A 23,503-nucleotide genomic window follows, 5' to 3' on the forward strand; every position below is an offset into this window, starting at 1 on the left:
TCGTCCAATCGGTGCTGCCGATGTTTTGATTGACAGTGTCGATCAAGGTTGCTGCGACAAGCTGCCACGGGGCTTGCGGTCCAGCCAGCGGTATCGTTGGAATTCAGAAATGTGGCGGCCGCCTTCAAAAAGTGCGAAATGCCAGGCGGTCATAAATACGCTTTATCACCGACAGGCTCAGCCCAGGCCCAGCAGGCTTTGCATTTCCCTGAAGCAGACGTCTGCCAACGGCGAGCGTGGCGCATGACGGCGCATGATCAAGCCGACCGGCGCGATGGTGTTCGCATTGTCGATCGGGTGTAGGCGCAGGTGCTCGGTGAGCGCGTCGAGGCCACTCTCAAGCGGCATGATGGCGCAGCAGAACCCGCCATGTACGGCCTGTAACAGCTGGTGAACGGCATCGGTCTCGAGCAGTGGCGCAAGGGTCAGCCCGCGTGAGCGAAAGCCATGGTCGATCGACTGGCGGAAATGCATACCTGCCGACAGGACGCCAAGGGGCAGTTCGCCCAGCTGTTCCCAGACGAGCGCTTCTCCCTCGAACGTGAAATGCCGCTGGTCATACAGCAGACCCATGCGCGTTGCGGCCAGGTTCAGCGATTCGAAGTGGGCCTGGTCGAGCCGATCCAGGTAGGAGACGCCCATGTCGAGGCGATTGCTGGCGAGCCCTTCCAGGATGTCATCCGAGCTCAGCGCAGACAGCTCGAAGCGCAGGTGGGGATGGCGTTCATGCAGGCGTTGCAGCAGGGGGAGCGGATCGAATGCGGACAGCGGCACTACGCCCATGCGCAGGGTGCCGCTCAGGTTGCCGCGGGTGATTGCAGCTTCCGCCAGCAGGCCGTCGTGGGCCGCCAGCACGCTACGCGCCCAGGCAAGAATACGTTGGCCCGGCTCGGTGAAACCTTCGAAGCGCTGGCCGCGCTGCACCAGTTCCAGCCCCAGTTCCTCCTCAAGATTGCGCAGCCGCATCGATAGCGTGGGCTGCGTCACGTGGCAACGCGCGGCGGCCTGACCGAAATGGCGTGTCTCGTCGAGCGCGATGAGGAATTTGAGCTGTTTGATGTCCATCAGCCGAAGCTACAGCGATCAAGGAAGGCGCTCAAGCGTTAACGCGATGGAAGCCCCGCCAACCGGGATATACGGCTTCGATTCGCAGGCAGCAGGACGGTCAACGCATGCCGTCCACGAGCGTCCGGTAATCCACGACTGCGTCAAACTCCTCGGTATCTTTCGGGCCGCGGCGACTGTCCGGCTCGCTCACCGCCAGCAAATGGCCGATGCCATAGCGCTGAGCGGCGCGGAGTACGGGCAGGCTGTCGTCGATGAACAGTGCGCGCGACGGATCGAAGCGAAGATCGGCCTGCAGGCTGTCCCAGAACGCAGGTGCTTCCTTGGGGAAGCCATAGTCATGTGAGCTGATCATCCGGTGGAAATAGGGTGCCAGTTCGACGCGTTCGAGCTTGAGGCTGAGCGAGTCACGATGAGCGTTGGTGATCATCACGACGTGCTTGCCGACGTCGCGCAAGGCCTGGAGGAACAGATCGGCGTCGGGGCGAAGCGCAATGAGATTCGCGATTTCACGCTTGAGCGCCACGATGGGCAGGTCCAGTTCGCGGGTCCAGAAATCCAGGCAGTACCAGTTGAGCGTGCCGGCGTTTTCATGAAAAAGAGGCTCCAGCTCCATTGCCGCCATCGCTTCGCTGATACGGTGGTGTTCGGCATAGCGGCGCGGCAGGTACTCGAGCCAGAAGTGATTATCGAAGTGCAGGTCCAGTAGCGTGCCGTCCATATCCAGCAGGACGGTATCGATCTGGTGCCAGGGCAGGGTGCTCATGTCGTGTTGCGGTCCGCGACGCCGGTAAAGGCAGGTATGATACCGGGACTCGTTTGCCGGAGCCGCCCCATGCGCCAGAAACCTACCGTGCTCTCTCGCGACATCGTCGCCGCCAGCCGTCTGTTCCGCGTGGAGGCTGTGCAACTGCGCTTCTCCAATGGTGAGGAGCGCACCTACGAGCGTCTCGTGGGCAAGGGCACGGGGCACGGGGCCGTCATGATCGTCGCGCTGGCCGATGCCGAGCATGTACTGCTCGTCGAGGAGTATTGTGGAGGCACCGAGGATTATCAGATTTCCCTGCCCAAGGGGCTGATCGAACCCGGCGAGGATGTGCTGGTTGCTGCGAATCGCGAACTCAAGGAAGAAGCCGGTTTTGGCGCACGCACACTTGAGTACCTGACCGAACTGAGCCTGTCACCGGGCTATATGAGCCAGAAGATCCAGGTCGTCCTGGCGCGTGACCTCTATCCTGAAACCTTGCCTGGCGACGAGCCCGAACCGTTGCGCGTGGATAAGGTGAACCTGCGCGAGCTGTCCAGCCTCGTCCAGCACCCCCAATTCAGTGAAGGACGTGCGCTGGCGGCGTTGTACCTCACCCGGGACCTGCTGGTGCAGCGTGGAGAGCTGGTACTGTGAAGGCTCTGATGCATGCCGTGATTCCACTGGTTCGTGAAGCCGGCGAGGCTATCCTGCCATTCTGGCGCAACAACACGCAGGTCATCGAAAAGGCCGATGCGTCACCGGTTACCGAAGCCGACTACGCCGCGCACCGCGTGTTGGCTGAAGGGCTGAAGCGCATCGCGCCGGATATTCCGGTGTTGTCCGAAGAAGACTGCGATATCCCTCTAGGCGAGCGATCGGCGTGGACGCGGTGGTGGCTCGTCGACCCACTGGACGGCACCAAGGAGTTCATCGCTGGAACGGACGAATTCACGGTCAATGTTGCGCTCATTGAAGCCGGCCGCGTCGTATTCGGTGTTGTCGGCATTCCAGTGAGCGGCCAATGCTTCTTTGGCGGCGACGGTATGGGCGCCTGGCGCCAGGACACGCCCGACGCGCCTGCGAGTGCTATCCAGGTTCGGCAGCAACCTGTCGACGCGTTCGAAGTGGTCGCCAGCCGCCGTCATGGGAGTGAGGCCCAGGCACGATTGCTGGAAGGGTTGTCGGCCGAGGTCGGCGGGCTTAGCCGAGTCAATGTGGGCAGTTCGCTGAAATTTTGCCTGCTCGCGGAGGGCCGCGCAGATTGCTATCCCAGGCTCGCGCCAACCTCCCAATGGGATACGGCGGCTGCGCAAGGTGTTCTGGAGGGCGCGGGAGGGGAGATTCTGGAGACGCACGGGACGCCCCTTCGCTACGACATGCGTGAAGACTTTCTTAATCCCGATTTCCTGGCGCTGCCTAAAGGGGTCGCTTGGCGCGATGCGTTGGTCGCCCTGGCGCGAGAGGCGGTCGCCAACCGGTAAAGTACGCGACGGCGAGGCCGATAACCCGTCACGGCCTGGGTCAACACAGACAGTGCGATCCCTGGTGCCTTAAAGACACGCGGCGTCTTGCCGCCTATCCCTATCTGTCACGTACACCCACCTGTTGGTGGTGAGGATGCCGCCCTGAGCGCTCTCGCCCGTCGTTCCGCTGTCTTCCGGCCTGATGCTCAAAAATGCGTCTGGCGAGCGGCTGCCCGATGAGTTTGCTGCGCTGGCCGGTCAGGCGTCTGTGTTGGATCTGGCTCGTCTTGTTGGTGCTCGCAGGCGGCCTGCGAGCGGACCTGCAGACCGGTGCGCTTTTACAGCGAGCCGAGCAGCTGTACGGGCCTTTGGGGGACGGACGTGGTCGGATCATCGCCTGGCGTGAAATGCTCGACGCGAGCCGCAAGCTCAGCGCCGAGGATCAGCTCCAGGCCGTCAATCAGTTCTTCAACCGTGTGGTGCTCTGGCGCGACGACCAGATCGTCTGGAATACCGCCGACTATTGGGCTACGCCTATCGAGGCGTTGATGAAGGGTGCCGGCGATTGCGAGGACTATGCGATCGCCAAGTACGTGAGCCTGCGTGAACTGGGAGTCCCGGACGACAAGCTGCGGATTACCTACGTCAAGGCGCTGCGCCTGAATCAGGCGCACATGGTGCTGACTTACTACGCCACCCCGACGTCGACGCCACGAGTGCTGGACAACATCATCAACGACATCCTGCCTGCCAATGAGCGTCGCGACCTGCTGCCGGTGTATTCCTTCAACGGTGGTGGCTTGTGGTTGCCCGGGCGGCCCGGAAACGAAAAGGTTGGAGACAGCAAGCGCCTCTCGCGCTGGCAGGATCTCCTCGGAAAAATGCGCGCCGAAGGCCTCTTGGCCGACGCCCCACGGTAAGGAGACGGAATGTCCCTCTTCAAGCAACTCTTTCTTGGCATCTGCCTGTTTCTGGTGATCGCCTTCACCGGCAGCTTTCTGGCCAGCCTGGAGAGCTCGCGTGGGCAATCCGTCGAGCAGCTACGCTCGCATGCGCAGGATGCCGCAACTGCATTGGCCATGACCCTGACGCCGAACATCGACGATCCGGCAATGGTGGAGTTGCTTGTCAGCTCCATTTTCGACAGCGGCTATTACGATCGCATCCGGGTCTATGACCTGCAGCAGGACGGCCACCTGATGGTCGAACGCAGCGCTTCGCCACAAACGCCGGAAGTACCGGACTGGTTCGAACGACTGGTGCGTATCGACCCGCAGCCGGCAGAGGCTGTGGTCATGCGAGGCTGGGATCAGGCGGCAAGGGTCGAAGTCCTCAGCCATCCGCGCTTTGCGATCGCGCGCCTGTGGAGCGCTGCGTTGGGTAGCCTGTTCTGGCTGCTCGGCTGTGGCGTCGTCGCGATCGTACTTGGCGGCATTCTGTTGCGTTTGCAGCTGCGCCCGTTGGATTACCTGGTGCGCCAGTCGCAGGCGATTGCGGACCGTCAATTCATCAGCTTGCCCGAGCTTCCCCGCACACCCGAGTTTCGTCGCGTCGTTGGCGCCATGAATTCAATGGTCGAGAGGCTCAAGGCCGTCTTCCAGGAACAGGCTGAGCGGAGCGAGCAGCTTCGTGATGAAGCCTACGTCGACAGCCTCACCGGCCTGGCAAACCGTCGGCGTCTCGACCTGGAGATGCAACAGCTTCTGAGCAACGAAGAGCAGGCCAGCACCGGCGCGTTTTTCATGGTGCGTCTGGATGACCTGGCCGGCATCAACCAGCGCCTGGGTGGTCACGCCACGGACGACCTGCTCCAGCGCATGGCGAACGTACTGCGCGAGCAGGGGACGCCGGCGGCGGGTACTGAGGGCCTGATCGCTCGCAGCCGCGGCGCCCAGTTCGCCTTGCTTGCGCCTGGCCTTCTTCGCGAGGAGGCCGAGCGCTTGGCCGAACGGCTGGCGCACGCGTTTCAAGCGCTACTGCAGAGCGATGAACGAACCCGCAACGCACGAGTGCACGTCGGAGCGACACTGTATCGCGCAGGTGAAAAGCCGACCGCCTTGTTGATGCGCGTCGACGAAGCGCTGGGTGTGGCTACGGTGCAAAGTGGTTACGGCTGGTCGCTGGTGCTCGATGGCTCCGCCTATCGACCTGCCCACGACCAGGGCGTTTGGCGCGCGCGGCTGGAGGCGGCACTCACCGCGCGTCGCTTTGAGCTTCATTTCCAGCCCGTGCAGACCCTGCCCATAACGGGGCAAATCCTGCACTACAAGGCGCTCGCCCGGTTGCGAGACGAAACGGGCAGCATCATTGCTGCAGGTGGCTTCCTGCCCTGGATTGAGCGTTTCGGCTGGAGCGCCCGGCTGGATCTGGTGATGGTGGAGCTGCTGCTCGAGCAGATGGCGTCGCATGACTCTCCGATGTCGCTGAGCGTTTCACACGCGACGGTAGGCGACGCCGCCGCACGCCAGGCCTTGTTGCAGCATCTGAGCGCACAGCCGGCAGCCGCCGCCCGCCTGACCCTTGAGCTTGATGAGCGCCACCTGCCAGATGCACGCGAGCTCGAGTCACTGGCCAAGGCGTTGCGCGACCTCACCAGCACTGGCCTGGCCATTCAGCATTTCGGCGGCCGCTTCAGCCTCATCGGTAACCTGGCCCGCCTTGGCCTGGCCTACCTGAAGCTCGACGGGAGCTACATTCGCAACCTTGATGTCGAGGCCGACAAACGACTGTTCATCGAAGCGGTCCAGCAGGCGGCAAGCAGCATTGACCTCCCCGTGGTTGCCGAGCGGGTCGAGACCGAAGGCGAGTTAAGCGTCCTGACCGAGATGGGCATCGCCGGCGCTACCGGCGCCCGCTTGGGGATGCCGGAGCCTTGGCCGCACTGATCATGTCCGGGCGTGCGGCAACGCCAGGACGGCATCCAGGCCGGTGCCGTCCTGGCGATTGAGGAGGGTGAGGGTTCCGCCATGGGCGCGGGCAATGCCATCGGCGATGCTCAGGCCCAGCCCATAGCCGCCGGAGTCAAAGTTGCGGGAGTCCTCCAGCCGGTGGAACGGTTTCATGACCTGTTCGAGCTGGTCCGCAGGCAAGCCGGGACCGTGGTCGGAAATCACGATGCGCAGGCAGTCGGGCTTATCGTCGACGATGATTTGCGCCCACTCTCCATAGCGCACGGCGTTATCCAGTAAATTTTGCAGGCAGCGTTTCAGGCTCTGTGGATAACCCGCGAATGCACGGGAGGCCGAGCCCCCGATCTCGACGCGCGCGTCCATGTCCGCCAGGTCTGCCCGGAGGCTGTCGAGCAACGCATCGATGTCGACGGCCTCTCGCGATTCCTGACGCTCGCCGCTGCGAACGAACGTCAGCGTGGCCGAGACGAGGTCTTCCATGTGCTGCAGGTCACTGCGAAAGCGTGCCCGTGAATTCTCATTCTCGAGCATCTCGGTCCGCAGCCGCATGCGCGTAATGGGGGTGCGCAAGTCGTGAGACACGGCGGCAAGAAAGCGTGTCCGCTCGGCGAAGGTGTCGATCAACCGCTGCTGCATGAGATTGAACGCCTGGGCCGCAGCCATGACTTCGCGTGGCCCGTCGACATCCAGTGGCGGGCGATGAATGTCGGCGCCGAGGGCTTCGGCGGCAGCCGTCATCTGTCGCAGCGGCCTGATGACGAAATGCACGGCGAGCATCGCGATGGCCACGATGACCAGAATTCGCAGCAGGTAGACACGCCAGAAGACGTCGAGCAATACCTCGGCCGGCGCCTGGCTGGTCCAGCCCTGTGACTCGCGCACATCGATGCGCGCAATCCGGCCGTCGGGCAGCGAAACGCTAAGCGCAAAATGACCTACCGCAGTATCCGTCCCGAGCAGGGTGCTTAGCCCTGCACGTTGACCGTCCACGTCGACCAACTCGATGGTGTGCATCTGCAGGGCGACTTCTGCGCCTGTGCGCTCTCGCAGCAGGTCGCGGATGAGTCGCTCGGTGGGCGGTGGTATCCCTGTCGGCGCTGCTCGGCCCGTGCCCGATGAAATCTCGACCCTGAATCCCGGATGGTTCATGGCGCGGACGAGCGCATCCAGTTGGTCTGGCGCTTCACGTGCGGTGATCAGGATATCGGCGACCCGTGCAGCGGTGAGTCGGGCAGGAATCTCCAAGCTCTGTGTGTGCCTGATGTCGTACCAGATGCTGCTGGTCAGCAGTTGGGCGGCCAGCATGCCGCCGACCAGGATGATCACCAGACGCCCGTACAGCGAGCGCGGCCAGAGCTTCATGCCTGCTTCTCTATTCGACCTGCCGTCAGCATGTAGCCCTCGTTGCGAACGGTTCGGATAAGGCCAGGTGCGCGTGGATTGGGCTCGAGGTGCTGGCGAAGCCGGCTGATGCAAACGTCAATGGAGCGGTCGAACGGCGAGCGCTCCTTGCCAAACACCTGGCTGAGCAGAAAATCGCGGCTCAGGGGCCGGTTGGGATGTTCGAGCAACAGACGTAGCACGCGGAAATCGGAGTTGCCGAGGCTGACGATCAACCCGGTGGGCGAGCGCAGCTGACGTGTACGTGTGTCCAGCAGCCAGCCCTCGAAGACCAGTGAGCGCGTGTCATCTGGGCGATTGTGGTCGGGGAAGGTGCGGGTCCGGTTGAGCACCGACTTGATCCGTGCGAGCAATTCTCGCGGATCGAAGGGCTTGGGCAGGTAGTCATCCGCACCCATTTCCAGGCCAATCACGCGGTCGAGCAGCTCGCCGCGCGCAGTGAGCATGACGATCGGTAGCGTGCTACGTGCGCGAATCTCACGGCACAAGGCCAGGCCATCTTCGCCAGGAAGCATGATGTCCAGCACGAGCAGGTCAATGACACATTCTTCCAGACGCCTACGCATTTCCCGGCCATCTGCTGCCAGTGTCGTTCGAAAGCCTGCCGCTTGAAGGTAGTCGGCTAGCAGCTGCCGAATGTCAGGGTCGTCGTCCACGATCAGGAGGTGGTCAGTGTGAGCTTTCATCGGGTCCATCGATACGCAGCCTTCAATATGGATTGGCGTGCCCGCCAAGGCAGAAACCTCGTAGGCCTCCGAACTTCGTAAGCAAATTGTAATGGTATGTAACGGAACGGCAGCTGACGCAACACGATTACATTTCGAGGCGCCGGAGCGGCGAATGGGGTCGATAGACTCCGCCGATGTAAATGCGAGTAATTATCGTAACAGTAAGCGTCCGTCGTTACCCATGCCAGCGCGAGGCAGAGTGACAACACTCGGTCGAGGCGCGTGGATGGTTATGGATGTTGCTCAGCTTTCCAGACTGCTACGTCGGACGTGACTGCCGACCGGCCGTTTCGGTTGAGATCCGGTACCGCTTGAGCTGCTGATCTTCTTCGTTTCATCTGTCGTGGAGAAAGTATTGTGTCCCTGATCTCGTTATTGCGGCGTGCCGCACTGCCGGCCCTGATGCTGGCAGGCATTTGCCTTTCGGCTACTGCACATGCGGTGGAAGTCACCGATGTGTTGGGCCGCAAGGTCGAGGTTACGTCCGAGCCCAAGCGTGTGGTGCTGGGCGAAGGGCGGCTGTTCTATGCGCTGGCGCTGTTGGATCGCAAGGAGCCCTTCAAACGCGTCGTCGGCTGGCAGAACGACATGCGTTTGCTCGATCCGCATACCTACGCGGCTTACGAAGAGAAGTACCCGCAGATCAAGGATATTCCGGTGATCGGCCAGGCCTCCGAGCAAAGTGTGAGCGCTGAGCAGATCCTCAAGCTCAAGCCCGATCTGGCCATTTTCAGCATCGCGGGCGAAGGCCCGACCCAGCACAGCCCGGTCGCGGATCTGCTGGCCCAGGCAGGCATCCCGGTGGTCTTCATCGACTTCCGCGTCCACCCGATCAAGAACGTGCGCACGAGCCTTGCCGCGCTCGGCAAATTGCTGGGCCGCGAGCAGGAGGCCGGCGAATACCTGTCCTTCTATGATCGCCATCTCGATCGCATCACGAATGCGGTCGCAGGTATCGACGATGACAAGCGCCCCTCCGTGTTCCTCGAGCTGCTCCCGCTTGTCTGGCAGGCGCCGGGCCATACGACTGGCAAGAGCGGCCTGGGTAGCGTGGTCGAGGCCGTTGGTGGCCATAACATCGCAGCGGATGTGGTGCCAGGCGCGATCGGTGACGTAAACGTCGAGTACGTTCTCAAGAAGGACCCTGACGTGTACATCGCGACAGGCAATCGCGCACCCGGGTTGTTGCTAGGCGCTGACGTGAGTGAAGCGGATGCACAGGCGAGCTTCGCCAAGGTATTGGCCCGCCCCGAATTTGCACCGTTGCGCGCCGTTCGTGAAGGCAACGCCCATGCCCTGTGGCATGACTTCTACAACTCGCCCTACAACATCATCGCGATCGAGGCGATGGCGCGCTGGGTTCATCCCGAACTGTTTGCGGACCTCGATCCGCACGCGACGATGAAGGAAATCAGTGGCTTCCTGAGCAACGACCTGTCCGGCGCGTACTGGATTGACAAGCCTGCTGCCAGCCATCCATGACTTCAACCTCGGTTCCGGAACGAGGCACCCTTTCGGCCGCTGGCCAGAAGGGTGAACTCGAGCGCCTCGGCACTGGATACCGTCGCCTCGTATGGCGGCGGTTTTTGCTTGTTGCGCTATTGATGACCGGGCTGGTCGGCTCGGTCTTGGTGGACCTCGCCAGTGGGCCGTCCGGGATGGGCCTCGGCCGCCTGATCGAAGGCATCTTCGACCCGAGCGCGCTCGAATTGACCGAGCGCGTCATCGTCTGGAATGTGCGGCTGCCGTACTCATTGATGGCGGTGCTCGTCGGTGCGGCGCTGGCACTGGCCGGCGCCGAAATGCAGGCCATTCTCGACAACCCCCTCGCCAGCCCTTTCACCCTGGGTGTTTCGTCGGCGGCTGCATTGGGCGCATCGTTGGCGATCGCCTATCCCATTGCGAGTGTGTGGTTATCACCCAACGTGCAGGTCACCATCGCTGCGTTCATCTTCGCCTGCCTGTCGGTCTTTCTGCTGCAGGCCATGTCCCGATTGCGTGGCGCCGGGGTGGAAAGCCTGGTGCTGTTTGGCATCGCCCTGGTTTTTAGCTGCAATGCTGTGGTCTCGCTGCTGCAGTTGCTGGCCACCGAAGACGTTCTTCAGCAACTTGTATTCTGGACGCTTGGCAGCGTTGCCCGTGCGAATTGGGGCAAGCTCGCCATCCTGGCGCTGGTGATTGCGGTGGTCCTGCCGTTCTCGTTGCGTGCAGCGCCGAAGATGACGCTGCTGCGTATGGGCGAGGACCGCGCGCGCAGCTTCGGTGTTGATGTGAAGCGGCTGCGGTTTGCTTCCCTGATGCGCGTCAGCCTGTTGGCCGCTACGGCGGTGGCGTTCGTCGGCACCATAGGCTTCGTGGGGCTCGTCGGGCCGCATATCGCGCGGTTGCTCGTTGGCGAGGATCAGCGCTTCCTCTTCCCGGCCAGCGCATTGGTCGGGGCTCTGCTCATGTCGCTGTCGTCCATTGCCAGCAAGATCATCCTGCCGGGTGTGATCGTGCCGGTCGGCATCGTGACTGCACTGGTTGGCGTGCCGGTGTTCGTGATCCTGGTTTTCAAGCGTGGGAGAAAGCTGTGACGGGCCTCGCCATCCATAACGTGAGCGTGGCCTACGGACGTCACCGGGTGATCGAGGATGTCTCGCTGCCCACGCTCGAGCGCGGGACACTCACCGCCCTTGTAGGCCCGAACGGGGCCGGCAAGTCCACCCTGCTGCGGGCAATCGCGGGGCTCGAGCGCATGGACGGCCGTGTCGCGCTGGACGGTCAGGATCTGTCCGCGCTGAACGCCACCGATCGGGCGCGCCGGATGACCTACATGCCACAGCAACTGCCACCGGGCATCGCGCTGGGTGTGCTTGAAGGCGTCGTTGCGGCGCTGCGGGTATCCGATAACGCAGGTACGGGTGATTTGCTGGCCCAAGCGCATGCCGCTCTGGTTCGTGTCGGGATTGCACACCTTGCCGATCGTCCGCTGGACAAGCTTTCCGGCGGCCAACGCCAGCTGGTGGCCCTGGCCCAGCTGATCGCTCGGCGCCCCCAGGTGCTGCTGCTCGACGAGCCTACCAGTGCGCTAGACCTCCACTATCAACTCCGGGTGATGGACTGCGTACGTGAGCTCACCCAAGCGCATGGGTTGGTCGCGGTGATCGTCCTGCACGACATCTCGATGGCAGCGCGGCATTCGGATCAGCTCGTGGTACTACGCAACGGCGGGGTGGTGGATCAGGGGCCGCCGCGCCAGATCCTGACACCCGGTTTGCTGGCTGACGTCTACGGCGTCGAGGCCCGTGTAGAGTGCTGTTCCAGGGGACACGTGCAGGTACTCGTGGATCGCCCGCTCGCCTGAGCATTATTTGCACTGGGCCTCTTGAACGTCCGTTTTGCGCCGCTGCCTATATCGGATTCCCAAACGGCGGTGGCGATCATGGTTGACCGAAGCAAGGATGAAAGACGGGAGGCGGATGATGCGGATCGCCGTGCCCAGCGGGACAGTGAATTCGTAGAGCGCGAACTCGATCCCGCAGATGAACTCACCGAAGGTGAGAAGGACCAGGCCGTCAGCGGCCAGCCACCGCGCCCCCAGGTCCTGCACGAGATCATACGGCTTCAGGGTCGCCACGAACTGGAGCGCAGCGCCGGAGCACTGTTCTGGTCGGCATTGGCAGCGGGGCTTTCGATCGGGCTTTCGATGATGGCGCTTGGCTTGCTCAGCGCCTACACAGGCGAAAGCGAAATGGCTCCCATCATCTACAGCTTCGGTTACCCGGTGGGGTTTCTTGCAATCATCCTGGCGCGGCAGCAACTGTTCACCGAGAACACCCTGACGGCTGTCCTGCCCGTGATGAGCGATCCTTCGGTCAGCATGGCGATCAAGCTATTGCGGCTCTGGGCGGTCGTACTGGTCGGCAACATGGTGGGCGCCATGATCTTCGCCTACGGGGCGCTGACCTTGCCTATCTTCAGTGAACAAGCGGACGAAGCCTTCCTGACCATTGGGCGCGAGGTCATGCATAACGATGCCTATGCGATGTTCGCCAAGGCGATCGTTTCTGGGTGGATGATCGCCACGATGGTCTGGCTGATCCCGGCTGCCGAGGGTGCCAAGATCTGGATCATCATCATTATCACCTACTGCATGGCACTGGGCAGTTTTGCGCACATCGTGGTCGGTACGGCGGAGGTGAGCTACCTGGTGTTTGCCGGTGAGCTAGGCTGGTCGCAGTTCTGGTGGCCGTTCGCCCTGCCGACGCTGGCCGGTAACATCGTGGGTGGCAGCCTGATCTTCGCGATCATCAGCCACGCGCAGATCCGCAGCGAGGTGCCATGACCTCGTATCACGTGGGTAGCTGGACTTTCGTCGAGTGGACAGCAATGGCCTACGGCGTATGGTGGCGCCCGCGCTTATACGGCGCTGGCAGCCATGGCGGTGAAAACGGCCCGGAAGCCGCGACGTAGACGCCACGGTGCAGGTTGTCGCCCGGATCGCGTGCTGCTTGTCACAGAATGATACGGGTGATATCTAACTAGCGCGGGCCACAGGGACGCAGGTTTCGGCGACCTCAGTGGCGCTCGCGCCTATGCGGACTACACGTGTGGGGCGCTCCTCGGCGCCTCCGATGCCGGAGTGAAAGATGAATAACAACAATAGTGTCGCACGCCACCTGCCCTGGGCAGCGCTGGCCGTGCTGGGTGCCTGTGCGCTCGGTGTCGTCGCCCTCAGGAGGGGTGAGGCCATCAACGCGCTCTGGATCGTCGTCGCGGCCGTTGCTCTCTATCTGGTCGCTTATCGCTACTACAGCCTGTTCATCGCCACCAAGGTGATGCAGCTGGACCCCACCCGAGCGACGCCCGCCGTCCTCAACAATGACGGCCTGGACTACGTCCCGACCAACAAACACATTCTGTTCGGCCACCACTTCGCGGCGATTGCCGGTGCAGGCCCGCTGGTAGGCCCGGTACTGGCGGCGCAGATGGGTTACCTGCCCGGCACGCTCTGGCTGATTGCCGGTGTCGTCCTGGCCGGCGCGGTGCAGGACTTCATGGTGCTGTTCATGTCCACGCGTCGCAACGGCCGCTCATTGGGCGACATGGTGCGCGAGGAGATGGGCCGGATCCCGGGCACCATCGCGCTGTTCGGCTGCTTCCTGATCATGATCATCATCCTCGCGGTGCTGGCCCTGATCGTGGTCAAGGCCTTGGCCGAAAGCCCGTGGGGCATGTTCACCGTGATCGCGACCATCCCGATTGCGATGTTCATGGGCATCTACATGCGCTATATCCGCCCGGGGCGTATCGGCGAGATTTCCCTGATCGGCGTGGTACTGCTGCTGGCCTCGATCTGGCTTGGTGGCCTGGTCGCTGCCGATCCGGTATGGGGTCCGGCGTTCACGTTCACGGGCGTACAGATCACCTGGATGCTGATCGGTTACGGCTTCGTCGCGGCAGTGCTGCCCGTGTGGCTGGTACTGGCGCCGCGTGACTACCTGTCGACCTTCCTCAAGATCGGCACCATCGTCGCCCTGGCGATCGGCATCCTGATCACCATGCCGATGCTGCAGATGCCAGCGCTGACCCAGTTCACCGACGGCACCGGCCCGGTGTGGAAGGGCACGCTGTTCCCGTTCCTGTTCATTACCATTGCCTGTGGTGCGGTATCTGGCTTCCACGCGCTGATTTCGTCGGGCACCACGCCGAAGCTGCTGGCGAATGAAACCCATGCACGCTACATCGGTTACGGCGGCATGCTCATGGAGTCCTTCGTGGCCATCATGGCCATGGTGGCCGCGTCGGTCATCGAGCCAGGCGTGTACTTCGCCATGAACAGCCCTGCTGCGGTTGTCGGCGGCGATGTCGTTTCGGTCGCCGCTGCTGTGAGCAATTGGGGCTTCACCATCACGCCCGAGCAGCTCGAAGCCACTGCGCGCGATATCGGTGAGCACAGCATCCTGGCGCGTGCAGGCGGTGCGCCGACACTGGCGGTGGGCATCGCCCAGATCCTGCACAACGTGCTCCCGGGTGAAAACACCATGGCGTTCTGGTACCACTTCGCGATCCTGTTCGAAGCACTCTTCATTCTGACGGCTGTGGATGCCGGTACCCGTGCGGGCCGCTTCATGCTGCAGGATCTTTTGGGCAACTTCGTACCGGCGCTCAAGCGTACCGAATCGTGGGGCGCGAATATGCTTGCCACGGCAGGCTGCGTCGCGCTCTGGGGCTGGTTGCTCTATCAAGGCGTAGTCGATCCGCTGGGCGGCATCAACACGCTGTGGCCGCTGTTCGGCATCTCCAACCAGATGCTCGCAGGTATCGCGCTGATGCTCGGCTGCGTGGTGCTGATCAAGATGAAGCGCCAGCGCTACGTCTGGGTCACCCTCGTTCCGGCCGTCTGGCTGCTCATCTGCACCACTACGGCCGGCCTGATCAAACTGTTCGATCCGAACCCGGCCGTGGGCTTCGTTGCGCTGGCGAACAAGTACAGCGCGGCGATGGCGCAGGGGCAGGTGATTGCACCGGCCAAGACCATGGATCAGATGCAACATATTGTCTTCAACGCCTGGACGAATACCACACTGACGGTCTTGTTCCTGTTCGTTGTGATGAGCATCCTGTTCTTCGCGATCAAGGTTGGCCGTGCAGCGCTGGCCAAGCCTGAGCGCACCGACCGCGAAGCACCCTTCCAGCCGGTTCCTGACGTTTAAGAGGGTAAGACGATGTTCAACGACCTCGGCCGTATGGGCAAATATCTGGGCCAGGCGGCGAAGATGCTGGTCGGCATGCCGGACTACGACAATTACGTGGACCACATGACGCGCAAGCATCCGGACCAACCGGTCATGACCTACGATGAGTTCTTCCGCGAGCGTCAGGAGGCCCGCTACGGCGGGGGCAAGTCCGGCGCGATCCGCTGCTGCTGATCGCTCTCTGTCGGACGGTGGACCCACCGTCCGACGCTGATTTCCTGCGCCACGGCTTGCCGTGGCGCATTTCATTTCGAGGTACGCATGTCCCAGACCCCCATTCCCGTGACCGTGCTGACCGGCTTTCTCGGCGCCGGCAAGACGACGCTGCTTAAGTACCTGCTGCAGGCCGAGCATGGTTTGAAGCTGGCGGTAATCGAGAACGAGTTCGCCGAGACCGAGATTGATTCGACGTTGCTGGGCGGGGCGCCTGCCGAGGTGCTGACGCTCGCCAACGGCTGTGTCTGCTGCTCCATGAACGGGGATTTGAAGCGTGGACTGATGTACCTCTACGAACGCCGCGAGAACGGCACCATTGCGTTCGATCGTCTCGTGATCGAATGTACCGGCCTTGCCGATCCGGCGCCTGTCGCGCAGACGTTCTTCATCGACGAAGACCTTTGCGAACTGTTCGTTCTGGACGGTGTGATCACGCTGGTTGACGCGGTGAATGCCGAGCGCCACCTGAAAGAGCCCATCGCGCAGGCACAGGTAGGATTTGCCGACCGCATCCTGCTCAGCAAGACAGACCTGGCGAAACCCGAGGGCATCGATGCGCTGACCCAGCGGCTTCAGCGCATCAACCGTCGCGCGACGGTGCACACCGTCGATCACGGCCACATCGAGCTTTCCCAGCTGCTGGATGTTCGCGGCTTCAACCTCAATGCCGATTTCGGTCCGGCTCTGACGTTCAGACCGCTCTCGCCTGCGCATCCGGTGGATCGTATCCGGACGCTGGTGCTGCGCACCGAGGCGGCGCTCGATCTCGACCGACTGAGCGCGTTCATGGAGAGCCTGCTGGAAACACACGGCAGGTCATTGCTGCGCTACAAGGGCGTGCTGAATATCGCCAGTGAGCCGCGGCGAATGGTATTCCAGGGTGTGCTTCGGCTGTACGGGTTCGATTGGGATGCCGAGTGGGAAGAGAGCGGTCCGCGCGAGAGTGTGATCGTGTTCATCGGTGACGACCTGCCGGAAGACCACATTCGGACCGCTTTCGAAGCGTTGGCGGCGTCTGCCTGAGATTGACCGCTATCTACTCCAGCCGGCGGCTGGCGGGAGGTCTGACGACCGTCCAGCCGATTGTTGCGATCTGATGTCTGTCTTGATGGTCAGTTTTTACAGGTGCAGCGCTTCGCGTGCCCAGAGTCCGACGCGCCCGCATCCGACCAATAAGAACGGAGGTTTGTCGCATGAGCTATCCGAAGATGCTGGAGGAACGGGGGTTCGAGGTCGTTGACGGACGTCGGCGATTTTCTGCGCTACTGACACTGCATGCCACGGTGAAAGCAATTGACCAGGATGGCCGCCCCTACCGGATCTGGCGGGATCATGACGGACTGCAAATTGAACCCTCGCCGGACGAGAACGGTGACGTTGCCACGCCAATTGTCATCCGCTCGGTGCATTAGGCCTCGGCTGAAATAGGGATTCATCGCGGAACGCTGGGGCCATTCAATCAGAACAGCAGCGTGCCGCGCGGTAAACGGCGGATTATGCCCTTGGCTAATCCGCCCCACGGATACCGCTTTCTGCGACTGCGCTTGACGTGATAAATCTCCGGCAGGAAGAGTAGGGCACTTCGGCATTGCTACGCCTGGTTGCGGCTTGGCCGGCCAAGTTCGATTCCGGTGTCTTACGTTCGCACCGGTGCGCGCACCTCAGTCCTTTTCTCGTTTTCCATCGCATCGCCAGAACTCGGCTGCCTCCAGAGCGACCAAGTTACACTCACCCGTTTATCGTTTCGCCTAGGGGGCCTTCTTGGACATTCAGGTCCGTCGGCGGCGTGCCGCGTTATGTTTGCTGTTCCTCATCCCAGGGTTGTTGCTGGCGTCCTGGGTGACCCGTACACCCGATATCCGCGACCTCTTGCTGGCCTCCACCAGTGAAATGGGGCTGATCCTGTTTGGCCTGTCGTCCGGCGCCATGTGTGGCGTATTGGCGTCGGGCAAAGCCGTGCAGTTGCGCGGCACGCGGCCGGTCGCTGCGATAGGGACAGCGCTCGTGTTCGTCGGTACGCTCGGCGTTGCCCTGGGTGCCTCGGTCTCGATGGCGCCAGGGGTGTTCCTGGGCCTCTTCTGCATCGGTGCCGGGATGGGATTGGGCGAGATCGCGATCAATATTGAAGGCGCGGAAGTGGAGCGCATCACCGCGCGGCCGCTGCTGCCTGTGCTGCACGGTTGTTTCAGCCTCGGGACGCTCTGCGGCGCATTGTTGAGCATGGGCCTTGCGCATTTGGCGCTATCGGTCGTCGCTCACCTCATCATCATGGCCGGGCTGTGCGCGCCGGCCGCGATTTGGGCGTGTCGCCAGATTCCGGCAAACGTGGGTCGCGAAACCCCGCGGGCGGCGAACGATACAGGGGTCCGATCGGGCTACTGGGCGGTATGGAGGGACCGGAAACTGGTTTTCATCGGGCTTATCGTCCTGGCGCTTGCGATGGCGGAAGGCTCGGCCACTGACTGGTTGCCGCTGCTGATGGTCGACGGCCATGGGTTCGACCCGGCTTCCAGCGCGTTGATCTATGCGGGGTTTGCGGGCGCGATGACGATAGGCCGCTTCTGCGGAAACTTCGTGCTGGCCCGCGTTGGGCGTGAAACTGTCATCCGCGGGTGTGCATTGTTCGGTGGAGCTGGCCTTGCGCTGGTCATTTTCTCGGATAACGCCTGGCTGGCGGCGGCTGCGGTGATCCTGTGGGGGATCGGTGCATCGTTGGGCTTTCCGGTTGGCATCTCGGCGGCTGGTGACGACCCGCAGCATGGCGCGCGGCGGGTGTCTGCCGTAGCGACGCTGGGCTATCTGGCGTTTTTGGTTGGCCCGCCGTCATTGGGCTTTCTGGGCGAAGCCTATGGGCTGCGCTCGGCCTTGCTCGTGGTGATGGTGCTGGTCGCGAGTACCTTCCTGATGGCCCCTGCGGTCAAGGCGCGCCCACGCGCCGAAGCTTCGCCCGGCTGAACAACGTCACCCTGGGCGAAGCGCCACCGGTGGGATCAGGCGCCGATCACGCCACCATCCGTGCGGGTGATGGCCATGACGGAGGAGCGCGGTGTGCCATCGGGTTGATGATCGGGAAAGGTCGAGCCACCTTCTTCGCCCGGATGCTGGATCCCGACGAACATCGTGCGGTAGTCCGGTGAGAACGCAAGGCCGGTCACCTCGCAGCCGACCGGCCCCACCATGAAGCGCCGGATTTCGCCAGTCCCTGGATCGGCGCAGAGCATCTGGTTGTTGCCCATACCGACATAGTCGCCCTTATTGCTGTATTTGCCGTCCGTGAGGACCCAGAGCCGGCCGCTCGGATCGAAGCCAAGGCCGTCCGGGGAGTTGAACATGTTGTCGGCATTGATCTCGGGCGAACCGGCGTTGGGCGTATCCGGGTGGGCAACCGGGTTGCCGGCGATGATGAACAGGTCCCACTCGAAGCGAGGCGCCGCCGCGTCGTCGTCCTGCTCTCGCCAGCGCAGGATCTGCCCATAGAGGTTGTTTGCGCGGGGGTTCGGTCCGCCAACGGGCTGGCCGTCTTCGCCGCGCTTGGAGTTGTTCGTCAGCGTGCAGTAGACCTGGCCGTCCTTGGGGCTCACGGCAATCCACTCCGGGCGGTCCATGCGGGTTGCGCCGACGAGTGTGCCCGCCTGGCGCGCACGAATAAGCACGTCCGCCTGGCTCGCAAATCCGTTGGTTTCGTCCAGTCCACCCTGGCCGTGAACCAATGGAATCCACTCACCCTGGCCCTTCGGGTGCGCCTGGTCACGGTCGCCCTCGTTGTAGCGAGCGACATAGAGCGTGCCGTGGTCGAGGATGTGCCGGTTGGCTTCGGTATTGTTCGGATCAAGGCGATCCCGCGTGACGAACTTGTAGATGAATTCGCCGCGCTCATCATCACCCATGTACACCACCACGCGGCCGTCGCGCGTGGTCGCCAGAGCGGCATTCTCATGCTTGAAGCGCCCCAGCGCCGTGCGCTTGACCGGTGTGGATTTCGGGTCGAACGGATCGATCTCGACAATCCAGCCATGCCGGTTGAGTTCGTTGGGATGACGGGACACGTCGAAGCGCTCGTCGAAGCGGTGCCATTCGTTTTCGACGCTGGCGTGCTTTACGCTGAAACGCTTCTGGTCTGGCGTGAAGGAGAGGTTCGCGTCGCTGCTGCCGAAGCAATCGGTGAAGTTTTCTTCGCAGGTGAGGTAAGTGCCCCACGGCGTTTGCCCACTCGAGCAGTTCTGGAACGTGCCTCGCACATCCACCCCGAGGGGGTCGGCGGCCGTTTTCAACAGGTCATGGCCACGGGCAGGACCGCTGACCGAAATCGGCGTATTCGCATGGATACGGCGGTTATAGGGCGAGCCGGGTTGAAAGCGCCATTCGCCATCCTGCTGACGTACCTCGATCACGGTCACGCCTTCGGCTGACTGCGCCTTGAGGACGTCCTCGGCAGAAGCCGGCAATCCGCCGTGGCCGAGCAGGTAGCGATAATTCACGTATTCATTGTTGATCGCCATGAGCGCACGGTTCGGATCGTCCGGCCATGGGAAGAAGCTCATGCCGTCGTTATTGTCACCGAACTGGAGCAACTGCTCGGCGGCACTGTTGCCGCCCTGGGGCTTGAATTCGGGCCCGTTGATACCCAGCGGCTGTCCCCAACTGATGAGCACCTTGGCCTCGTAGCCCAGTGGCAGCGTAACGGTGTCGGCCGTAGAGGCGGGCAGGTTCTGGAAGCCAAGCAACGGGCTCTGGTTGGCATCGCTGACGGCTTTTGCCAATGCCGAGCGGGCAAGCGGTCCGCCCGCGAGAAACAGGGCAGCACCGGCAAAGGTGCCCATGCCGATAAAGCGGCGGCGCGAAAGCGCCATGCGTTCGAGATCGGTGGGAAGGTCGTCATGCATTGCGGGCAGCTCCGGCGCGTCGATTTCGCGGACGCTACCCGCCACACATGACGGTTAGATGACAGCTGCACGCACGGACAAAGCCTACGCGAGCCACAGGACCGCTTCGTTTAGATCCAGCGGCGTACGCGCGATTTGTATTCCAGGAACGCTTCCCCGAACTTGCGCTCCAGAACGCGTTCCTCGGGGAGGATCTGCCAGTGGTACAAGCAAGCCCCGAACAACGGCACCAGGATGGCAGAGAGCGGATGCGCGAGTAGCACAGCCCACGCCGCCAGCAGCAGAACGAAACCGAGGTACATGGGATTACGGCTCAGCCGATAGGCACCCGACGTGACGATTCGGGAAGCATTGCCGGGGCGGCGGGGATTCATGCTGGTGCGGGCCTTCAGAAAGCCGGCGAGTGCGCTCAGCAGCAGCACACAGGACAGCGCCAGCAAGCCCAGCGCGAGAGGAATCTGCCCGGTGAATCGCGTTGCGCCAGGGGGCAACGCCGTGGCAACGAGCATCAACGCGGCGAACAGCAGCATGAGAAGCAGCGGAGGAATTTTCGACGTGCTCATTCAGCGAGGGTCTCCCGAGTTGAAGGTGCGGGGTATATCGCCAGTGTCCACCGGCTATCCCATCTGCTTCTGCAGGATGGGTCGCGTCCATTCACGGGCCGATCTACTGACAGGTAGCCATCGATCGAGTCCCCTTCGATCCGCTAAATGGCCGTCGGTTCCCGTCCTCTCATGCGTGATGATTAATGGTCGGGCCGCGTAGGTCGGGCCGCGTAGGTCGCGCCACGCCGATCGCGCTGCGCAGGGTTTCGCTTCGAGCGCCGTTCGGAGCAAAGCGGGAATTTCCGTTGTAAAGGCAAGGGTCTGAGGAAGACACCCATTTGTTGAAATCAGAGGAACACACATGCCCAGCACCGCGCCCAGCCCCGAAACGCTTACGCTCAGCAGCGACGGGCGCGTGCCCAACAGTGTCTTGCCCGTGCTGATCTATCGCGATTTGCCGCTGCACGGCGATCGCGCCGAAGCATTTGAAAGTCTGTTTTGCAGCCACCTGTGGCCGCCACGTTGGCGCTATGGCATCTACGACTACCATCACTACCACTCGACCGCGCATGAAGCGCTGGGCGTGGCGCGGGGCTGGGCGAAGGTCAGGCTTGGCGGGGAAGGCGGGCAAACGGTCGATTTGCGCGCCGGTGACGCAGTCGTACTGCCCGCCGGGATCGGTCACTGCCAGATCGAAGGGAGCGATGACTTCATGGTAGTGGGTGCCTACCCGCCGGAACAGGAGCCGGATCTGCTGCGCCCCGAGCGTGATGATCACGACGCAGCGCAGCAACGCATCGCCGAGCTGCCGTTGCCCATCAGCGACCCGGTGGCCGGGACGCAGGGTGCATTGGTTCAGCTCTGGCGCGATGCTGCGATACAGGGTCAGTCGACGAAGGTGACCTGACCGCTGGCCAGGGCTTTGACCCGGGCGAGCGACTCGATCCGGTAGCCGGCCTCTTCAAGCTCGCGCCGGCCGGTCTGGAAGGATTTCTCGATCACAATACCGAGGCCGGCAATGCTCGCACCCGCCTGGTCGATGATGGAGATCAAGCCCTTTGCAGCTTTGCCGTTGGCCAGGAAGTCATCAATGATCAGGACGCGATCATCAGCCGAGAGGTGGTTTGTGGACACGGCAATCGTGCTTTCCACCTGCTTGGTGAACGAATACACCGACGCGGTCAGCAGGTTGTCGGTCAGTGTCAGCGATTGGTGCTTGCGTGCGAATATCACCGGGACGCCCAGTTCGAGACCGGCCATGACGGCAGGGGCAATGCCCGAGGCCTCGATGGTCACGATCTTGGTGATGCCGTCATCGCGAAAGCGCTCGGCGAAGGCATGGCCGATTTCACGCATGAGGGCGGGGTCGATCTGGTGATTCAGGAAGGCATCGACTTTCAACACCTTTTCAGACAGCACAACGCCCTGCTCACGGATGCGTTGTTTCAAAAGTTCCACGTTGAGGATTCCTCGGCTTCAGCAAGCGCGCATTCTCCTTCATTGAGGCCCGCGGAAAAAGCCTAGGCGTTCGACGGCTGTCGGCTCTCCCGTCGAAAACGCAGGAAAGACCCCTTGTACGCTTCGCCGCTTCCCAGCAGGCAGTCCGCCGAGGTGGTTTCCACACGATACCCACGTTCGGTCATGGCCTGGCGAAATTTCCCGCGGTTGCTGCGGTTCGGGTCGACGATGAGCACTTCCACCTGCGGTGACGAATGCCGGTCGATGAACGATGCGAGTGTCGAGGGCTGGTCGCGCTCGTAAAGCAGATCGCTGCCGATGATGAGGTCGAAATGGCCCAGGGTTTCGCTGGCCAGTCCCCAGTCGGCCTGATGGTATGGCAACGGGCCCAGGCCATTGAGGCGCAGGTTATGTTTGAGGAATGCCGGAATCAGCGGATGGTAGTCGCTCGCGGTCATGTCCCCACCGCGGCGGTGGACGACCAGGCTTGCCAATGCGAGGCCTGCGCCGAGTTCGAGTATGCGACGGCCGCCAAGCTCAATGGTCCGCATGGCGTTGGCGAGCACCCACCCTGAGGGCCAGATCTGGCCGAACAATGGCCAGCTTTCGGGGGATATGCCCAGGCGTTCGGCTTCGCCGTCCGGATCGTGGTACTGCAAATGGTCCAGCAATGACTGCATGCGGAAATGCTGGTCCCCGACCTCGATGGTCTGGACGCGCGTGGTATAGCCCGACATGGCGGGTCTCCGTGGTGAAGCGTGCAAATCGAAACAGGGCACGACGTACGGACGACCATCCGGGGCGATGGCAGGCGGCAGGGGGGCGATGTCAGGAAGCGGCAGGCTTTAGGGAATAAAAAAAGGCCCTGTGGTTACAGGGCCTTCTTTGACGGTTCCAGCGGGATCTTAGATCACCTGGACCTGGTCGGCTTGCAGACCTTTCTGGCCTTTGACGACCAGGAAGGAAACCTGCTGACCTTCGCTCAGGCTTTTGAAGCCAGCGCTTTCGATCGAGCGGTAGTGAACGAACAGGTCAGGACCTTCGCTCGGAGTGATGAAGCCGAAGCCTTTCTCGTCGTTGAACCACTTAACGGTGCCGGTTTGACGTGTGGACATTGTGTGTCTCCCTGGAGATTTGAAATGTACTCAGGCAAATCCTGGGTACTTGAAACTGAGTGCAGAAGTGAAACGAACCGGGGAGATGAATATCAAGACATCACGCTAGGCATCGTGGACCAAAGCAGGCAGTGCGCACACCATACGCGCTTTCTCGCTCCTGTGCTGATTTATCTCACATCCTGTCGAAATACCGCCGAACGGTGTGCTCGGGGATGCCGCCGAACACCGC

Annotated in this window: 23 protein-coding genes; 14 read left to right on the plus strand and 9 right to left on the minus strand. The window is 62.3% G+C overall.

What is annotated here, in order from left to right; all coding sequences use genetic code 11:
- Positions 1 to 177: 177 nt before the first annotated feature.
- Complete coding sequence (locus ACY8D3_RS20160) at positions 178 to 1,065, minus strand: LysR family transcriptional regulator (RefSeq protein ID WP_462380617.1); 888 nt, start codon at positions 1,063 to 1,065, stop codon at positions 178 to 180.
- A gap of 100 nt (positions 1,066 to 1,165) precedes the next feature.
- On the minus strand, positions 1,166 to 1,831 hold the full coding sequence (yrfG, locus tag ACY8D3_RS20165) for a GMP/IMP nucleotidase (RefSeq protein WP_462380618.1): 666 nt from the start codon (positions 1,829 to 1,831) through the stop codon (positions 1,166 to 1,168).
- A 69-nt stretch (positions 1,832 to 1,900) separates the two neighbouring features.
- Between yrfG and nudE the strand changes: the two genes are divergently transcribed.
- The 4 genes from nudE (at position 1,901) to ACY8D3_RS20185 (ending at position 6,161) form a co-directional block, all read left to right on the plus strand.
- Positions 1,901 to 2,467, plus strand: coding sequence for an ADP compounds hydrolase NudE (gene nudE, locus ACY8D3_RS20170; protein WP_462380619.1), 567 nt, complete (start codon positions 1,901 to 1,903; stop codon positions 2,465 to 2,467).
- Positions 2,468 to 2,475: 8 nt separating this feature from the next.
- Positions 2,476 to 3,294 carry a 3'(2'),5'-bisphosphate nucleotidase CysQ gene (cysQ, locus tag ACY8D3_RS20175; RefSeq protein ID WP_462384464.1) on the plus strand — a complete coding sequence of 273 codons (819 nt, stop codon included), beginning with the start codon at positions 2,476 to 2,478 and terminating at the stop codon, positions 3,292 to 3,294.
- A gap of 218 nt (positions 3,295 to 3,512) precedes the next feature.
- A complete protein-coding gene (gene lapG / locus ACY8D3_RS20180; RefSeq protein ID WP_462380620.1) occupies positions 3,513 to 4,196 on the plus strand; it encodes a cysteine protease LapG in 684 nt (227 codons plus the stop codon).
- Positions 4,197 to 4,205: 9 nt separating this feature from the next.
- On the plus strand, positions 4,206 to 6,161 hold the full coding sequence (locus ACY8D3_RS20185) for a bifunctional diguanylate cyclase/phosphodiesterase (protein WP_462380621.1): 1,956 nt from the start codon (positions 4,206 to 4,208) through the stop codon (positions 6,159 to 6,161).
- Here the strand turns inward: ACY8D3_RS20185 and ACY8D3_RS20190 are convergent, their stop codons facing one another.
- Positions 6,162 to 7,547, minus strand: a complete 1,386-nt coding sequence (locus tag ACY8D3_RS20190; RefSeq protein WP_462380622.1) for an ATP-binding protein — start codon at positions 7,545 to 7,547, stop codon at positions 6,162 to 6,164. It lies immediately after the preceding gene.
- A complete protein-coding gene (locus ACY8D3_RS20195; protein WP_462380623.1) occupies positions 7,544 to 8,272 on the minus strand; it encodes a response regulator in 729 nt (242 codons plus the stop codon). The genes ACY8D3_RS20190 and ACY8D3_RS20195 overlap by 4 nt, the downstream gene beginning before the upstream one ends.
- Before the next feature lie 444 nt (positions 8,273 to 8,716).
- Between ACY8D3_RS20195 and ACY8D3_RS20200 the strand changes: the two genes are divergently transcribed.
- From ACY8D3_RS20200 to ACY8D3_RS20240, 9 genes are all read left to right on the plus strand, one after another.
- A complete protein-coding gene (locus ACY8D3_RS20200; protein WP_462384465.1) occupies positions 8,717 to 9,796 on the plus strand; it encodes an ABC transporter substrate-binding protein in 1,080 nt (359 codons plus the stop codon).
- Between the two features lie 122 nt (positions 9,797 to 9,918).
- On the plus strand, positions 9,919 to 10,890 hold the full coding sequence (locus ACY8D3_RS20205) for a FecCD family ABC transporter permease (RefSeq protein WP_462380624.1): 972 nt from the start codon (positions 9,919 to 9,921) through the stop codon (positions 10,888 to 10,890).
- Positions 10,887 to 11,660, plus strand: coding sequence for an ABC transporter ATP-binding protein (locus ACY8D3_RS20210; protein ID WP_462380625.1), 774 nt, complete (start codon positions 10,887 to 10,889; stop codon positions 11,658 to 11,660). Before ACY8D3_RS20205 ends, ACY8D3_RS20210 begins: the two co-directional genes overlap by 4 nt.
- Before the next feature lie 78 nt (positions 11,661 to 11,738).
- A complete protein-coding gene (locus ACY8D3_RS20215) occupies positions 11,739 to 12,641 on the plus strand; it encodes a formate/nitrite transporter family protein (protein WP_462380626.1) in 903 nt (300 codons plus the stop codon).
- Between the two features lie 304 nt (positions 12,642 to 12,945).
- The gene (locus ACY8D3_RS20220; RefSeq protein ID WP_462380627.1) at positions 12,946 to 15,012 is read left to right on the plus strand and encodes a carbon starvation CstA family protein; all 2,067 of its coding nucleotides are present in this window, start codon (positions 12,946 to 12,948) and stop codon (positions 15,010 to 15,012) included.
- A 12-nt stretch (positions 15,013 to 15,024) separates the two neighbouring features.
- On the plus strand, positions 15,025 to 15,228 hold the full coding sequence (locus ACY8D3_RS20225) for a YbdD/YjiX family protein (RefSeq protein WP_462380628.1): 204 nt from the start codon (positions 15,025 to 15,027) through the stop codon (positions 15,226 to 15,228).
- An 87-nt stretch (positions 15,229 to 15,315) separates the two neighbouring features.
- Positions 15,316 to 16,293, plus strand: coding sequence for a GTPase (yjiA, locus tag ACY8D3_RS20230; protein WP_462380629.1), 978 nt, complete (start codon positions 15,316 to 15,318; stop codon positions 16,291 to 16,293).
- 170 nt (positions 16,294 to 16,463) lie between these two features.
- A complete protein-coding gene (locus ACY8D3_RS20235) occupies positions 16,464 to 16,682 on the plus strand; it encodes a hypothetical protein (RefSeq protein ID WP_462380630.1) in 219 nt (72 codons plus the stop codon).
- 349 nt (positions 16,683 to 17,031) lie between these two features.
- Positions 17,032 to 18,225, plus strand: a complete 1,194-nt coding sequence (locus ACY8D3_RS20240) for an MFS transporter (protein WP_462380631.1) — start codon at positions 17,032 to 17,034, stop codon at positions 18,223 to 18,225.
- A gap of 35 nt (positions 18,226 to 18,260) precedes the next feature.
- On the opposite strand, the gene ACY8D3_RS20245 is transcribed toward ACY8D3_RS20240, so the two are convergent.
- Together ACY8D3_RS20245 and ACY8D3_RS20250 are read right to left on the minus strand one after the other, a co-directional pair.
- Complete coding sequence (locus ACY8D3_RS20245; RefSeq protein WP_462380632.1) at positions 18,261 to 20,153, minus strand: PhoX family protein; 1,893 nt, start codon at positions 20,151 to 20,153, stop codon at positions 18,261 to 18,263.
- Positions 20,154 to 20,263: 110 nt separating this feature from the next.
- Positions 20,264 to 20,716 carry a methyltransferase family protein gene (locus ACY8D3_RS20250; RefSeq protein WP_462380633.1) on the minus strand — a complete coding sequence of 151 codons (453 nt, stop codon included), beginning with the start codon at positions 20,714 to 20,716 and terminating at the stop codon, positions 20,264 to 20,266.
- 343 nt (positions 20,717 to 21,059) lie between these two features.
- Between ACY8D3_RS20250 and ACY8D3_RS20255 the strand changes: the two genes are divergently transcribed.
- Entirely contained in the window at positions 21,060 to 21,605 is a 546-nt protein-coding gene (locus ACY8D3_RS20255; protein WP_462380634.1) for a DNA-binding protein, read from the plus strand.
- Here ACY8D3_RS20255 and ACY8D3_RS20260 read toward each other — a convergent pair.
- The 3 genes from ACY8D3_RS20260 to ACY8D3_RS20270 all read right to left on the minus strand — a co-directional run bounded on the left by ACY8D3_RS20260 (position 21,584) and on the right by ACY8D3_RS20270 (position 23,271).
- Positions 21,584 to 22,156 (minus strand): xanthine phosphoribosyltransferase, encoded by a 573-nt coding sequence (locus ACY8D3_RS20260; RefSeq protein WP_462380636.1) that lies wholly within the window; start codon positions 22,154 to 22,156, stop codon positions 21,584 to 21,586. The two genes, ACY8D3_RS20255 and ACY8D3_RS20260, sit on opposite strands and share 22 nt — an antisense overlap.
- Positions 22,157 to 22,218: 62 nt before the next feature.
- Complete coding sequence (locus tag ACY8D3_RS20265) at positions 22,219 to 22,893, minus strand: class I SAM-dependent methyltransferase (protein WP_462380638.1); 675 nt, start codon at positions 22,891 to 22,893, stop codon at positions 22,219 to 22,221.
- 168 nt (positions 22,894 to 23,061) lie between these two features.
- The gene (locus ACY8D3_RS20270; RefSeq protein ID WP_462380639.1) at positions 23,062 to 23,271 is read right to left on the minus strand and encodes a cold-shock protein; all 210 of its coding nucleotides are present in this window, start codon (positions 23,269 to 23,271) and stop codon (positions 23,062 to 23,064) included.
- Between the last annotated feature and the right edge of the window lie 232 nt (positions 23,272 to 23,503).

Source organism: Pseudomonas sp. Marseille-QA0892, assembly GCF_054950135.1.